The sequence below is a fragment of the Phaeodactylibacter xiamenensis genome, from assembly GCF_965229835.1.
GTDB classification, from domain to species: domain Bacteria; phylum Bacteroidota; class Bacteroidia; order Chitinophagales; family Saprospiraceae; genus Phaeodactylibacter; species Phaeodactylibacter xiamenensis.
Map to the genome: position 1 here is coordinate 2665615 of NZ_OZ245931.1, position 14778 is coordinate 2680392.

Below are 14778 nucleotides of genomic sequence, written 5' to 3' on the forward strand. Positions count from 1 at the left end.
GGGGAGATCGGATTCGGTATTGCCTATTCCTTTGGCGGATGTTCACCAAAAACAGTCAGCAAGCTTCTAATATTTAGCAGGGCAGGCCGATTTAACTTCAGGCAACTTACAGTAGCCCTTCCTTTTGAAGTGAGCCCCATCATGGTACTGCAATCAGCACTCCAGGTGAAATGCTGCTTCCATTTATCTGCTCGCGGATTGTAAAGCAGTACTCTATCCAGGGTTACCGGATCAATACAATCCAGCCTATTGTACTTAAACCCATTGCAACCTAAGCAGGAAAAAGCCAGGTTTTCCAGTTCATCCCCTCCGCCCCGGCTAACTGGTTGTATATGCTCGATAGAAAAGGAAGCTACAGAATAACTGACATGACAACGGCAGTACTCACAGTACCCTTTTGCTCTTTCTTTGACGGCTGCCCGGATTTCACTGGAAAACTTAGCCATTGTCCAGTTCCAGTTCTTTGACCAGAGCAGGCAAATCTGTTTTCTTTAGTGCAGCAAGTTGAACTAAATGCTTAAGCCGCTGGGCGCTCCACTCCTCGAGCTCTTCTCCCATCTGCTGAAACTCCTTGAGTTCCTGATCCGAAAGGGCATTATTAATCCGCTTTTGATCCAGTTCTTCCAGCCTTTGTAACCATGATTGCTCCGGCCCTTTCCCTACAGCTTCAATCAATGTCTTTATTTGAGCCTCTTCGGAAATACCTTCCTTTGATGATCTGATTTCTATTGCCCTTTCAATGAAATAATCCAACTCCTCAGAACTTAGCTGAGCGACTCCCTGTAAAAGGTCTTTCACTGTAATTTGAGAACTAATACGAACAGATGACATGTATTTTCGAGCTTTACTCCAAGATAAGATTATTTCAGAAGAGTACAAAAAAAAGAAAACCGGCCACAACGGACCGGTTCCAAAAGAGCTTTGAGAGGCTATCTACATACCAAAAGGAGGGTGCCCATCGGCACCCTCAAAAAATTCATGAGATTATAATTGCATTATTCGTGGAACTACAATTGCTTGCAGTGATTCGGCTACTAAAAAGTGTGGATTATAATTTGTTAGTAGTAAGCCGAATGCTTTTGAGTGTCGTCGTTTGATTATGATTTGTCATCAGCAAGAAGGCTCCTGAAAAAAGATTATGATTTGTCATTAGCTCAAAAAACAGGTCGTGTTCATGAGATTATAAGTCGTTATCAGGATTTTGGATCTTGCATTGAAAGCCATTGCTTTCCGATCACATTACAAAGGTGAACTAATTTTTGGGGGATGCTAAGTACATTTTTAAATATTACTGTACTAAAACCTAAATCAACAAAAAACACAACTTTCTGATTTTCAAATACATAACACACTAAATACCTATTGAAGCTCTTAAAAACAGTGGGTTTAAGCCTGCATTCCGCTTCGTTTTTTCTGATTTTTTTTCGAAATACAGCCTTGCGCATAACAAAAAAGGCCCCCGGAACGGGGACCTTGAGACATTCGTTCGACTTAATGAGTAGTGATTTACTGGCTTTTATACTCATCCTCAGCAGTTTTAACAATTGCTGCAGCGAAGTACACACTGACTCTAATGCTGGTCTAGTCAGCATTTTGTACCGTCAGCGAAGAACGGCATAAGAAAGACGGTCAAAGCTTGCTCCAAGTCTTAAAAGGAACATGCTTGTCAGTCAAACTGGCAAAAAAGTAGCCAAAGCGTTTGGGTAGAAGCGTACTGAACATAGCGATCGAAGGGGTAGAAGAAAGGGGGGCGATTGATGATGCCGGGCTGCAAAGGGAACTCAGTGCCTTTACACTCCTTTTCCATCAGTTTTGCCGTTCTTGTTTACGTCGAACCGGCATAAGGTTTAAAATAGTGTTTCATTGTGAGTACACCACAAATATGATATCATTTTATGTGTAAAATAAGTACATTTTCGTATATTTCTGACCATAAAACACGAACACCCATTAATCAAAAATCTGATTAACAGCAAATTACCACACAAAACTAAGCCCAATTCTGTATTTTTTTAATTTGAAACCTATGTATCAGAGCCGCCTCGTACAGCACATCCGTGAACTACCTGCCAAGAAGCAGGAGCGCTTTCGTCAATTTGTCAACTCCCCCTACTTCAATCAGCACGACCGGACGACCGCCCTTCTGGAATTCATCCTCAAAAAACTTGACGGGCGGCCCAGCGGGCTATCCAAAGAACGCGCCTACAAAGCCCTGTTCCCGGGCGAGGACTTCAATGAGCAACAACTGTACAATGTGATGTCTTATCTCAACAAGCTGTACTATCGGTTTATGGCAGCAGAATATACAGAAAAACAGAGGTACCTCGAGTCCATCTTCACACTTGAAGAAGCCTTCGACAACCATCAGTTCGATATCATGACCAACCGGGGCAAGCAACTGATGAAAAAGCTAAAAAAAGACCCCGTACACAATTCGGAGTACTTCCAGGCCAGCTACCGGCTCAATCATGCACTGGGCTACTACAGCGGCACTTATTTTGACCGGGCCGAAACCAACACTTTTCAAAGTATGCTTGACGAGCTTGATAAGTACTACATACTCGAAAAGCTCCGCAACTGTTGCCACCTGACCGCCAACTCGCTTATCCTCAATACCTCCTATAATTTCCGAATGCTGAACGAGCTGCTGGAGCACTTACGGACCAACTGGCCGGACTTCGAGGGTGAATACTCAATCGTGATGTATCACACCGCCCTTATGAGTATGCTGGAGGAAGACAACCCTGACCACTATCAGCGGATGAAGCGGATGCTGGCGGAGAATATGAAGTCCTTTTCCGAAACCGAAGGGCGTGATCTCTATAGCTTCTCCTATAATTATTGTATCCGGATGATCAATGCCGGCCACCGGGACTATCAGGTAGAATTATTCCAACTTTATAAGCAAGGGCTCAAACAGGATCTTTTGCTGGACAAAGGCCTGATTTCGGAGTGGGACTACAAGAACATTGCAACCCTTGGCGCCCGGCTCAAGGAATTCACATGGACCGAAAACTTCCTGCAGGAATACCAGGAGAAGCTCCCGGCCCATCGTAAGGAGAACGCCTACAATTACAACCTCGGCAACTTATACTACAACAAAGGCCTGTACGAAGAAGCCCTTTCGGCCCTCCTTCTTGTCCAGTTTACAGATGTCAAATACCACCTGAGCACCACCTTCCTCCTCCTGCGCACCTACTATGCCCTGCAGGATACCGAAGCCCTGCTCTCACTCATTGAAACGTTCCGCATTTACGTCATTCGCAACCGCAAGATGACCGTGGAGCAAAAGCGAGGCTACACCAATTTCCTCCGCTTTGCCAAAAAGCTGGTCCTTATCAAGCACAGTGCTTCGACCTACTCCCGTAAGGATTTTGAAAAAGAAATTGACGAACTTCGCGACAAAATAGAAACCAGCGAAAATGTCATCAATAAATACTGGCTCCTGGAAGAATGCCATACCGGCGCTAAAGCAACAGCTTAACTCATTCCTTCTCTTGCCGCTGTTGGTACTGGCAAGTACGCTCTACGGACAGGCAGGCCGCCCCCTAAAGCGTGAATTCCGTGGTGTTTGGGTCGCAACCGTTCTCAATCTTGACTACCCCAAGTCTCCCTCTGCCTGGCCCACCGCCCATCAGGAGGAATGGCGCAATTTGCTGGACAAGCTCAAAGCAACCGGCTTCAATGCCGTTGTTGCTCAGGTGCGCCCGGCAGCAGATGCCTTCTACCCTTCTGCATATGCCCCATGGTCGGCCTACCTGACTGGCAAGCAGGGCCTGCCGCCCAGCCCGGAGTACGATGTCCTTAAGTTTATGATAGAGGAAGCGCACGAGCGGGGTATGGATTTCCACGCCTGGCTCAACCCTTACCGGGTGAGCATGAACCTCGACACCGCCCAACTGTCGCCCAATCAGGTGTTCTATCAGCACCGCGACTGGGTCGTACCTTACGGCAACCGCTACTACCTCAATCCGGGGCTGCCGCAGGTTAGGCAGCACCTAAGTGCCGTGGTTGCTGAAATCGCCGGCCGGTATGATATTGACGGCATCCACTTTGATGACTACTTCTATCCCTACCCGGTGGCGGGCACGCCATTCCCCGACAGCCTGGCCTTCGAGCAATATGGCAGAGCTCAATTCGACACGATCGCTGACTGGCGGCGCTATAGTGTTAACCGGCTGATTGAGATGGTCGACTCCACGCTCGAAAAGCATGCCCCCCACGCAGAATTTGGGGTCAGCCCATTTGGGGTATGGCGCAATCGGGCAGAAGACCCCAGAGGCTCTGCCACTCAGGCCAGCATCGGTGCCTATGATGCACTTTATGCAGATGCGCTGCGCTGGGCGGAGGAAGGTTGGATCGATTATCTGGTACCACAGCTCTACTGGCATATTGGCTTCGAGGTTGCAGACCACGCTGAGCTGCAGCGCTGGTGGAGCCGGCACAAAGGAAAAGCCAAGCTTTATGTTGGCTATGCAGCCTATAAAGTGGGGCGTGATAACATGGAGCAGTGGCTCTTACCGGATGAGTTGCCCCGGCAGATCCAACTGGGCCGAAGCAACCCCGATATTGATGGTGGCATTTTCTTCCGTGCTGCATCCACTCTCTATGGTGACCTGGGGGTGCGTGACAGCCTGCAGGCCACTTTTGCCACTCCTGCCCTGCTGCCTGCACATCAGCATAAAGAAGGCCCGGTACCCGCTGCCCCCCGGCTCCGGAAAGCCAAAACCCGGCGGGACGGAACGTTGCTCAAGTGGAAATTTGGAAAAGGAGACCGCAAAAACCGTCCGCACTATTATGTGGTGTACCGTTTCAAGGGCAATCAGCCAGTAAACTTAGACCAACCGGAGCACATTTTGCACCTTACTCATTTTGGGACAGGCAAACGGCGGTACAAATTTATGGACAACACTGCAGAACCGGGGCATACCTATACCTATATCGTTACGGGCATCAGCCGTACGCACCGGGAAGGCCCTCCCAGTAAAAGGGCTGAGGTCAGGCGTTAAGCAAGCGGCAATATAAGGTGTGGTTTTCCTCATCGAAGCACACCAGCAAGACTTCCTGTAAGGCACTCGGGTGATCATCCCGGTAGGCTTTGATGGCCTGCAGGGCTGCTTCAGCCGCTTTTGCCTTCGGATAACCATAGCTCCCCTGCTGATATCAGGAAAAGTGATGGATGTCAATTTATACAACTTTGCTAATAAAAAGCACATCAATTTGCCAAAAACCAGACCATTATGATTCATTTTGTGCATAAAATAAACCCAAAGCCCTTTCCCTGTGTTAAAAATAATAGAAAAAATAAACTATATGGCATTGATTAACAACTGGAAAAAACTAACGAATGAGACGCCAAAAAACCTCGTGAATGCGATGCAGCAGCTTCATCATGCATCACAATGCGTTGCAGCTTTTGGCAACAGCCTGATCCCTAAAGCCTCTGATGACTCCCAATCCAGCCTGAACTGGGTGCCCGATATCAAAGCCCTGGCTTCACAGGAAGTCAACCTGAAGCGGCGTGTCCGTTTGGCGCTCGTTTATGACAAGTTCGAGCTGCGCATGATCAACGAAAATGAAAACACTATGGGCGTTTTCCCGCTGTCCGGGCAAACCAAAAGCACCGCCCTTAGCTTTGTGCGCACGCAGGCGCGAGCAATGGGACTGAGTGGGGAAGATGTACAGCCTATCGACCACTATCAATTGCCAGAACATGACCTGGACAAAGGAGCTCCTTTCCTTATGACAGCGCCAGATGACCACAGAGAACTTGCCAAGTACCGGCATAACGCCAGCCTGGTACTCCGCGAAATCGCCAAGATGTACGAATATGCCAGCGAGGTGGCTACCTGGCCCCATCATTTTGATACCGCCAGCCTGATTACTGTCAGGTTCGATGACACCAGCAATCCGGAAAAAACAGTGGGCATTGGTTTTGCACCAGCCGATAATCTGTGCGACGAGCCCTATTTTTATGTAAATCACTGGGCAAAGAAAGACAACATCAGTTATGATAGCCTGCCCAGTCTTCCTGAGGGTGGCGCATGGAAAACCGACACGGACTGGAAAGGAGCCATTCTGAAGGCTTCTGCCATTGCCAAGCTCAAGGAAGGCACTGCGCAGTACGAACTTACAGATCAGTTTTTGAAAGAGGGCATCGAAGCATCTCTAGAAATACTTGAAGAAACCGCTGTAAAAGCTTAAATTACAGCTGAATTTTTCCCCGAGACGGAAAGAAGGTTCGCACCTCTTCGGAGTGGTGGGCCTTTTTCTTTTCTGGCTTCCACCGCGATATTTACCATTTATCCCGGTTTTCGTACCAATCCGCAGGCAGGACCTGCAAACAAACCGCCGCTTTTCGCATTTACAAATGCGTACCCAACTCAACAAATTTTATGACCTTGCACGCGACACCTGCCTCAGCAGGCACCCTCCTCGACCGGTACCAGTCTATTCGCCGGCAAAGCTTTAATATCTGTGCGCCTCTACAAACAGAGGACTATGTGGCGCAACCCGTACCATTTGTCAGCCCGCCCAAGTGGCACCTTGGCCATACCACCTGGTTTTTTGAGAACTTCATCCTGGCGGAGCAAATGGAGGGCTACCAACGGTTCAATGAAGCGCTGAACTATTGCTTTAACAGCTATTACCAAAGCCAGGGCCCACGGATTTTGCGCGATAAGCGCGGTAATCTGACCCGCCCCTCTTTGGAGACCATCAGGGCTTACCGCGAATATGTGGACGAGCATATGTCCCGCTTTCTCGAACAATATGCACAAGATGGCCTGCCCGAAGACCTGGCCCTGCTGCTGGAGGTGGGGTTGCAACACGAACAACAGCACCAGGAATTGCTCGTCACGGACATCAAATACATCCTGGGGCACAACCCCATGCATGAGCCTTATCAGACAGACTATACAGCCGTAACCTCTCCTGAGCCTGCGCCACTGTCTTTCACTCAGGTAAAGGAAGGCATCTACACCATCGGGCATCAGGGAGAAGGGTTCTCCTGGGACAATGAGCAGGGCGCGCACAAAACCTACCTGCACGACTTCGCCATCGCTAACCGGCTGATTACCAACGGAGAGTACATGGCTTTCATGGCCGATGGCGGATACGAGCAATTCGGGTACTGGCTGGACGATGGCTGGAGCTGGGTACAGGAACAGGAGGTCAAAGCCCCCCTCTACTGGTACGAACAAGCGGGCGATTGGTGGCATTACACCATGCAGGGGCTGCAACCGGTGGACCCTAATGCACCAGTCACGCATATCAACTACTACGAAGCAGATGCCTTTGCCAACTGGAAAGGCATGCGCCTGCCTACAGAGCAAGAGTGGGAAGCCGCCTGCCGCATACTCTGCCAGGGCATTCCGGAAGCAGCTAACTTTGTGGAATCAGAGCGTTTCCACCCTACTGCCCCGGTCAATAGCCAGGATTTTCAGATGCTGGGCAACACCTGGGAGTGGACCGGCAGTGCCTACCTCCCCTACCCCAACTACCCACGCTTCAAAGGCGCGCTGGGCGAGTACAACGGTAAGTTTATGGTCAATCAGATGGTACTCCGGGGCGGCTCCTGCGCTACCCCGCGCTCGCACATCCGGATGAGCTACCGCAATTTCTTCTATCCGCAGGAACGCTGGCAATTCACCGGGCTGCGCCTGGCTAAATAACACCAAAACCTCAAAAAACCGGACCTATGTCTTCTAATACTGCTTCCACAGCAATCACTACGGCTGAACTTTCTGCATTCGCCCGAGATGTGCTTCACGGGCTATCGAAAACACCTAAACAGCTGCCCTCCATGTATTTTTACGATGAGCAGGGCGATCAGCTATTCCAGCGCATCATGCACATGCCGGAATACTACCTGATGAACTGCGAGCTGGATATCTTCGAGCAGCAGAAAGCACAAATCCTTAATGCTATCGGGCTCGAAAACTTCCATCTGCTGGAGCTGGGGGCCGGCGACGGGTACAAAACCCGGGTACTGCTCCGCCACTTCATGGAACAATCAGTTGACTTCGAGTATCAGCCGGTGGATATTTCGCCAAATGTATTGCTGGAGCTCGAACAGCGCCTGCGTGAAGAACTGCCTGAACTCAAGGTGCACCCCTTGCCTGGCGATTACTTCAAAGTGCTGCACGAAGTAAAGGAGACGGATGCCACGCCTAAAGTTGTCCTTTTCCTGGGCGCCAATATCGGCAACTACCCGCAAGAAAGAGCCGCTGCTTTCCTGCGACACCTGCAAGAGGAGCTCAACCCCGGCGACAAGCTGCTCATTGGCTTTGACCTGAAGAAAGACCCCGACGTCATTCTCCGTGCTTACAATGACCCGGCCGGGATCACCGCTGCCTTCAACCTCAATCTTCTGGAGCGCATGAACCGGGAACTGGGTGCCAATTTCAATGTGCAGGACTTCCGGCACTGGGAGTCTTACGACCCGGTAACCGGAGCCACGCGCAGCTTTTTGGTGAGTGAGAAGGCACAGCACGTTTTCATCAAAGCCCTCAACCGGTCTTTCCACTTTGATGCCTGGGAGGCCATCAATGTAGAGCTGAGCCAAAAGTACAGCCTGCCGGAAATTGAAAGCCTGGCCCGGGAAGCAGGGTTCCAGGTTGAACAGCACTTCACTGATGATCAGGGCTACTTTGTAGACAGCCTTTGGTGTAAGGTTTAACCCCTTACTCCACCACAGCATTGCCCCAGCCCAGAAAGGACATCCGGACCACCTCCAGACTCGGAAAGCCAAACTCAAGGACTACCCTGCCCTCGATTTTGTAGACGCCTTTGCCCCGAAAGGGCGATCGCTTGAGGGTGGGTGGAAAGTGGACGGTATCAAAGAAGTGCCCGTCCTGCCCAATCCAGCATCCGAAAGCCATCAGTTTGCCCTTGCTGGTGCGTACGTCTTTTTTGCAAACGTAGTACCCCAGTATCCGGACGATCCGCCCTTCCAGCTCCCCCAGGCGGGCCGACTGGGAAATGGTATCTGTGAAAACCTGCCTGTCAAGCAAGTAGAAGGGCGGGCACAGGGGAAAACCAAGGAGCTCCAACTCGTCTATTGCATCGGCATAAGGCTCAGGGGCACCTGCTTCGCCTCCAGACAGAAACTGACGGGCGGTGGCCTCCACCTCTTCGTATTCCTGCGGGAAAAGGCTCATGGTATGGCGCTCCTGCCCCGGTGGCTGAAACAGTGCTACCCGTTCCCACATCAGCTCCTGTTTGGTTTGCCCGGTAAAACGGAAGGCACCGATGCGGATGAGCAAGTCGACCTGCTCCTTACCAATTTCCACCCGATTGAGAAAGTCAGACAGGCTGCGGAAAGCACCGCCCTGCGCCCGCTGATGTACGATGCGGTGGGCCACCTGCTGCTCCATTTGGTGGAGGTGGACGAAACCGATGTAGATATCCTCCCCTTCCAGCGTGGTCAGGTACTGACTGTGGTTGACGCAGGGGGCATGCACCTGCCCGCCACAGCGCCGCGCTTCGTGGAAGTAGTACTCCGAGCGGTAGAAGCCTCCGAAATTATTGATCACCGCCACAATGAACTCCAGGGGGAAGTAGGCTTTCAGGTACAGGCTTTGAAAACTCTCGACCGCAAAACTGGCAGAGTGAGCTTTGCAGAAAGAATACCCGGAAAAACTTTCCACCTGCCGCCACACTTCTTTGGCCAGGTCTTCCGGATGCCCCCTCGCCCGGCAGTTCCCGAAGTACTTTCGCTGCAGGCGCTCAAAGGTGTCGCCTTTAGACTTCTTGCCACTCATAATACGGCGCAGCACATCGCTTTCGTCCAGCCCCAGCCCGGCAAAGTGGTGCACGATTTTCATGACATCCTCCTGGTAGACCATCACGCCGAAGGTTTCACCCAGTTGTTCTTCAAACACCGGGTGCAGGTACTCAAAACTGTTGGGGTTGTGAAAACGGCGGATGTACTCCTTCATCATGCCCGACTTGGCTACACCCGGCCGGATGATGGAACTGGCAGCCACCAGGTGCACGTAGTTGTCGCACTGCAGCTTCTTAAGCAAGCCCCGCATGGCCGGCGATTCAATGTAAAAACAGCCCATGCAGTCCCCGGAACGGAGCTGCGCCTTCACCCGCTCATCTGACTTGAGGCGGGGGATGTCGTGAATGTCCACCGCCTGCTCCCGGTTTTGCTTAATCAGGTCTACCGCATCCTTGATATGCCCGAGCCCCCGCTGACTGAGCACATCAAACTTATGGAAGCCCAGGTCTTCGCCGTGGTACATATCAAAATGGGTGATTGGAAAGCCTTTTGGCATCAATTGCAGTGCGGTCTGATAATAAATCGGCTCTTCCGAAATCACAATGCCCCCGGCGTGAATCGACAGGTGGTTGGGGAAGCCTTCCAGCTTACGGCCGTAGTGGACGATTTTGCCTGCCAGCTCATGATGCTCCTCCGGCTCGAAGGGCGCAGCTACGATTTTGTCGATCTCTGCCTTTGGCAAGCCATATACTTTGCCCAGTTCGCGCACAATAGAGCGCCCTTTGAACGTGGAGTAAGTCGCCAGCAGGGCCGTGTAGTCCCGTCCGTAGCGCTTAAAAATGTAGTCCGTCACATCATCCCGTTCATCCCAGGAAAAGTCGATATCGAAATCCGGGGGCGAGGTGCGGTGCGGGTTGATAAAGCGCTCAAAGTACAGCCCCAGCTCCATGGGGTCTACGTCGGTAATCCGCAGGCAATAGGCTACAATGGAGTTCGCCCCGCTCCCCCGCCCCACGTGGTGGTATCCGGCTGAAGCAGCGTAACGCACAATATCCCAGGTGATGAGAAAGTAAGCACAAAAGTCCTGCTGCTCAATCACTTTTAGCTCCCGCCTGACCCGCTCCAGCGTACTGCGGTAGGCCGGGGTGTCCGTACCCAGGTGGGCATAGCGGCGTTCGCACCCATTCAGGGCCAGCTTCTCGAGTAGTTTAAAATCACCTGCTTTGCTCCCGGTAAAGGTTTGGCGGTTGAGGTGTAGCCCGGGGCGCAGGTTTGCTTCGCAGGATTGGAGCAGGCGTTCGGCGTTCTCAATCAGGTAGGGCTGTGTTTTGTAGAAGGCACGGAGCTGCTCGGGCGGCATCAGGCGCTCAGAAGCCTTGACCGTTTGCCTGGGCGTCAGCTTGTTCAGCAGGGTATTCTCATCGATCGCCCGCAGCAGGCGGTGGAGCTCAAACCCTTCGTTGTCTGCAAAAAAGACCGGGCTGAGGGCCACCAATTTGTTTTTATACTGCAGCAGTTCGTGCCCAAAAAGCCGGGCTACGTGCTCCGGGCGGACCCCCAGGAACTCTTCCTCCCGGAACGCCTGAATGGGCTTGACCAGGCGGGGATAGATGATGTAAGCATGCTGCATGGGCGGAGCCACTTCGGGCAGCGGCCGACCCTCAATTGAGGCTTCACTCAGGAACTGATTGAGCTCACGAAGCCCCTCCCGGTTGCGGGCCAGACCGATGTACAGGCAGCGCCCTTCTTTACGGAACTCCAGCCCCAAAACAGGTTTAATGCCGGCTTTTTCGCAGCAGCGGACAAACTCATATGAGCAGCTGGTATTGTTGATGTCCGTGAGTGCCATAGCCGTGTAGCCCAACTGTGCAGCGCGTTCAGTCAGGGCGGGCGGTGGCAGGGTGCCATACCGGAGGCTGTAGTAGGTATGGGCGTTGAGCAGCATACGTTTTTCTCATAGTATTCGGCTCGCTAATTTAAAGTTATTGTTTGAAACAAAAAATTTCTTCCCGGGATTCTTGAAAAAAATCCCGGCTCCTGATCAATATACAGAAGCCGGGATGATCCGGGTATCGGAATCGGGCTGACGCGCTAGTTGAGGTAATACTGCTGGAAAAACAACCGGTACCCGTCGATTTTACGCTGCTTGAGGATTTCGCGGTAGTTGTTCTGTGTGACGGGGAAGAGCTCAAACTCCACCCCTCCATCAACAAATTCACTCTTATTGCGCTGTACGCCATTATAGTACTTCATCGCATCCTGCTTATCCTTAAAGCGGCGCAACACGAGGATGGGAATACGGTCATCGGCTGTTGTGCCCAGATAAATATTGGATATCCGGATACGGTCGAGCTTATGATACTTCTCATTGTAGTCTGATACCTTCACTTTAGCATCTGTCAGGCTCACTTCTTTATCTTTGAAGGCGATAATGGTGTAGTGCAGCTTGTCGTCTTCCTGTGTAAAGGCTTCGATTTCCTCTTTTGCGCCGGCAGGCAGGCTCGTAGTCGTCTCGCCCAGGAGGCGCAAGATTTCACGGGCACGCAGTTGCTCTTCCGTGTCAGGGTAGCGGGCCACGACTTTGCGCAGCGCTTCCACGTAGGCTTCCTTACCTTCCATATTGCCGGTGCTCATGGCTGAAAGCAGGGCAAACTTGGGCTGAAACGGATTAGCTGCCCCAAATTTATCCTTAGCCTGCTGACTGCGGTCAAATGCCAGGCGATAGTTACCGGAAGTAAAGGCGGCATAGGTCTCATCGTAGTAGCGGTTGAGCTCCCGTTCTTCCTTCACGAGCTCCTCAGCGTAGTTTGGATTTTTAATGATTAGCGCATAGGCGGTATTCGGGTATTTCTCCAAAATCTTATCGGCATAATACCTTGCTTTCTCGTTGTTGCCCATATCCGTGTACGCCAGATAGAGCTGATACCAGGAATCCAGCTCGTAGGTATTGCCAGGGAAGCGCTCGTTGAGCCCCTCCAGTACGGCCACGGCCTGATCGTAGTTTTCGAGGCGTTCCCGGTACAGGGCGCCCAGTTTGGACATGGCTTCCTGCAGCTGAATTTCAGCCGCTGCGATATCGCCTTCAGTTTTAGGGACTGCGCCCAGGAGTTTTTCGATCTCCTCGTCCGTCAGTATATCGCTACCGTCATCGGAGCCGATTTCCTCGATAATGTCGTTGGAGCTTGCTGCTGAGCGCCGCCAGTTGTCCTCCAGCGGGCGGGTGCCCCAAACCCGTTGAAAATCCCGGATGCCCCGCTTCTGCCTGCGGTCGTCGTAGGCAAAAAAGGAACTCTCTTCGCTGCCCAGGCTTGCAGACGCATTCACCCGGTTATTGAGGTTGCCAAAACGCTGATTGGCTTGTTGATTGGCCTGCGCGATCAATTGCTTACGGCGGGCCTCGTCTTGTTTTTTCTTAATTTCCAGTGCCAGGGCTTCCTGCTCGGCCGGCGTCATCTGACTGATGGTCAGGAGACTGTCCTGCAGGGCGATGATTTCCAGGTTTTTGGCGATATCTGTGAGGCTGCTGGCCATGCCTTTGACCCGCTTGTAGCGCTCGTCCTGTTCCGTCATTACCATGAGAGTGCTGTCGTAGTAATTTTTGGCTTTCACATAGGACTCTCCCTCATAGTAGAAGTCGGCCAGTGTCACGTAGGCTTCGGCTTTCTGCCCCTGATTGCCCGAATCATGCTGCAGGGACAGCTGCAAGTTGCGCACCCCTTCCGCCTGATCGCCTTCCTTGAACGCAATCATTGCCAGCGCAAAGTAAATTTGATCTTTAAACTCGGCATTTTTCTCTTCTCTGAGCAGCTTTTCGAGGCTGGCGCGTGCTTCCCGTGCGCTTCCGGTGCCGCTTGCCCAGGCGTTCTGCGCCATATTCAGTTTGCAGTTGAACGCCATCACGTAGTCCGGCCGATAATTCAGGGCCTGCTCGAACCCGGCATAAGCGCCACGGCTGTTGCCCAGCTTCTGATAGATTTGTGCCATGATGAAGGCGTAGCGGGCTTTGAGGGTCTTATCGTCCGTCATTTCTATGGCGTTCTCCAAAGCAGGCAGGGCATCTACGTAAGCCTCCTCCGAGATATAGAGGTGCGCTTTGATAACAGCCAACTCGGCTTTGGTCTCCGCGAAGGTCCCCGGGTCCTGTTCCAGCTCCCGAATCACCCGTTCTGCGCCGTCAAACTTGTCGCGTTCAATAAGGGTTTTGGCATAATACAACATGCCCTCCTGATAGGCCAGCTGATGCTTCAGCGGATTTTTCTTCGGATCATCGTTCGCTGCATTTTCTTCCTCCAGGGCGGCTTCATTTTCCTTTCGCTTTTCCTCTTTGGCATCTGCCATTTCCTGGTCTTTGCCACTTTGAAGGATAGCCGGCTTTTCCGGTGCCTGCCCGCCGGATTTACGGGCTTTGCGAACAGCCTTATTGTACTTTTTCAATGCCCGCGCCTTTTTCTTGCTCATCTTGTTTTTCTTGCTGCGGGACTTTTTGCGCTTCTTCTTTTTCTTTTTCTTCTTGCTGGCTTTTTTAGCGGCGTCGGCTTTTTTCTCCTTTTTGCGCATCTCCTCGGGGCTAAACTCATTGGAAAAGAAGCGGAAGGTCGCCTCTGCAGCTTCGTAGTCGCGCTTGTAGTACTGGGCTTTGCCGAAGACCAGGTAAGAATCATCCACCCACTTGCTGTAGGGGTGCAGGTTGACTACCACGGTCACCTTTTCCATGGCGATATCGAGGTCTTGTGCAACCACGGTGGCATCTTCCACAGCCAGGTGTTTGTAAATGGGCAGCAGCTTTGTGTAGTTATCCGTATGCGACTGTTCCAGCAACGCCCGGCTGAGCATGATCAGCTCATCCGCATTGAAATAACCATTATAATGTGCCGTTGTATTGTGGTAGGCTTCGCTGAGCGCCGACATATCGCTGCGGCTCTTGGTGGTGGTACAAGCTGCCAGTACCGCCATGCTCAGGAATACCCAAAGTATTTTGTTGATCTGTTTCAAAGTCCTGTTATTTTCCGAATGCGCCTGCCGGGGCGCCAAATTGTAAAGAAAAAGGCCGA

The 14778-nt window shown here is 51.7% G+C and carries 9 protein-coding genes; 5 read left to right on the forward strand and 4 right to left on the reverse strand.

All coding sequences use genetic code 11. The features are described from left to right. Positions 1-23: 23 nt before the first annotated feature. Together ACO08I_RS09870 and ACO08I_RS09875 are read right to left on the reverse strand one after the other, a co-directional pair. Complete coding sequence (locus tag ACO08I_RS09870; RefSeq protein WP_421949215.1) at positions 24-446, reverse strand: HNH endonuclease; 423 nt, start codon at positions 444-446, stop codon at positions 24-26. Further along, positions 439-831 carry a hypothetical protein gene (locus tag ACO08I_RS09875; RefSeq protein WP_421949216.1) on the reverse strand — a complete coding sequence of 131 codons (393 nt, stop codon included), beginning with the start codon at positions 829-831 and terminating at the stop codon, positions 439-441. The genes ACO08I_RS09870 and ACO08I_RS09875 overlap by 8 nt, the downstream gene beginning before the upstream one ends. 1195 nt (positions 832-2026) lie before the next feature. Between ACO08I_RS09875 and ACO08I_RS09880 the strand changes: the two genes are divergently transcribed. From ACO08I_RS09880 to egtD, 5 genes are all read left to right on the forward strand, one after another. Continuing rightward, a complete protein-coding gene (locus ACO08I_RS09880) occupies positions 2027-3484 on the forward strand; it encodes a hypothetical protein (RefSeq protein WP_421949217.1) in 1458 nt (485 codons plus the stop codon). Further along, entirely contained in the window at positions 3423-5009 is a 1587-nt protein-coding gene (locus ACO08I_RS09885) for a glycoside hydrolase family 10 protein (protein ID WP_282775308.1), read from the forward strand. Before ACO08I_RS09880 ends, ACO08I_RS09885 begins: the two co-directional genes overlap by 62 nt. Before the next feature lie 304 nt (positions 5010-5313). Further along, entirely contained in the window at positions 5314-6204 is an 891-nt protein-coding gene (locus ACO08I_RS09890) for a hypothetical protein (protein ID WP_282775307.1), read from the forward strand. A gap of 191 nt (positions 6205-6395) precedes the next feature. Beyond that, positions 6396-7673, forward strand: a complete 1278-nt coding sequence (gene egtB, locus ACO08I_RS09895; RefSeq protein ID WP_282775306.1) for an ergothioneine biosynthesis protein EgtB — start codon at positions 6396-6398, stop codon at positions 7671-7673. Between the two features lie 26 nt (positions 7674-7699). Further along, positions 7700-8680, forward strand: coding sequence for an L-histidine N(alpha)-methyltransferase (gene egtD / locus ACO08I_RS09900; protein WP_421949218.1), 981 nt, complete (start codon positions 7700-7702; stop codon positions 8678-8680). 4 nt (positions 8681-8684) lie between these two features. Here the strand turns inward: egtD and ACO08I_RS09905 are convergent, their stop codons facing one another. Both ACO08I_RS09905 and ACO08I_RS09910 read right to left on the reverse strand, forming a co-directional pair. Next, positions 8685-11672: a DNA polymerase III subunit alpha gene (locus ACO08I_RS09905; RefSeq protein ID WP_421949219.1), complete on the reverse strand. Its 2988-nt coding sequence runs from the start codon at positions 11670-11672 to the stop codon at positions 8685-8687. 146 nt (positions 11673-11818) lie between these two features. Further along, positions 11819-14719 carry a tetratricopeptide repeat protein gene (locus ACO08I_RS09910; protein WP_421949220.1) on the reverse strand — a complete coding sequence of 967 codons (2901 nt, stop codon included), beginning with the start codon at positions 14717-14719 and terminating at the stop codon, positions 11819-11821. Between the last annotated feature and the right edge of the window lie 59 nt (positions 14720-14778).

Bases quoted from the DNA above. Each gene is read 5' to 3' on its own strand.
- ACO08I_RS09870 (WP_421949215.1), bottom strand. From the start codon at position 446: ATGGCTAAGTTTTCCAGTGAAATCCGGGCAGCCGTCAAAGAAAGAGCA.
- ACO08I_RS09875 (WP_421949216.1), bottom strand. From the start codon at position 831: ATGTCATCTGTTCGTATTAGTTCTCAAATTACAGTGAAAGACCTTTTA.
- ACO08I_RS09880 (WP_421949217.1), top strand. From the start codon at position 2,027: ATGTATCAGAGCCGCCTCGTACAGCACATCCGTGAACTACCTGCCAAG.
- ACO08I_RS09885 (WP_282775308.1), top strand. From the start codon at position 3,423: ATGTCATCAATAAATACTGGCTCCTGGAAGAATGCCATACCGGCGCTA.
- ACO08I_RS09890 (WP_282775307.1), top strand. From the start codon at position 5,314: ATGGCATTGATTAACAACTGGAAAAAACTAACGAATGAGACGCCAAAA.
- egtB (WP_282775306.1), top strand. From the start codon at position 6,396: ATGACCTTGCACGCGACACCTGCCTCAGCAGGCACCCTCCTCGACCGG.
- egtD (WP_421949218.1), top strand. From the start codon at position 7,700: ATGTCTTCTAATACTGCTTCCACAGCAATCACTACGGCTGAACTTTCT.
- ACO08I_RS09905 (WP_421949219.1), bottom strand. From the start codon at position 11,672: ATGCTGCTCAACGCCCATACCTACTACAGCCTCCGGTATGGCACCCTG.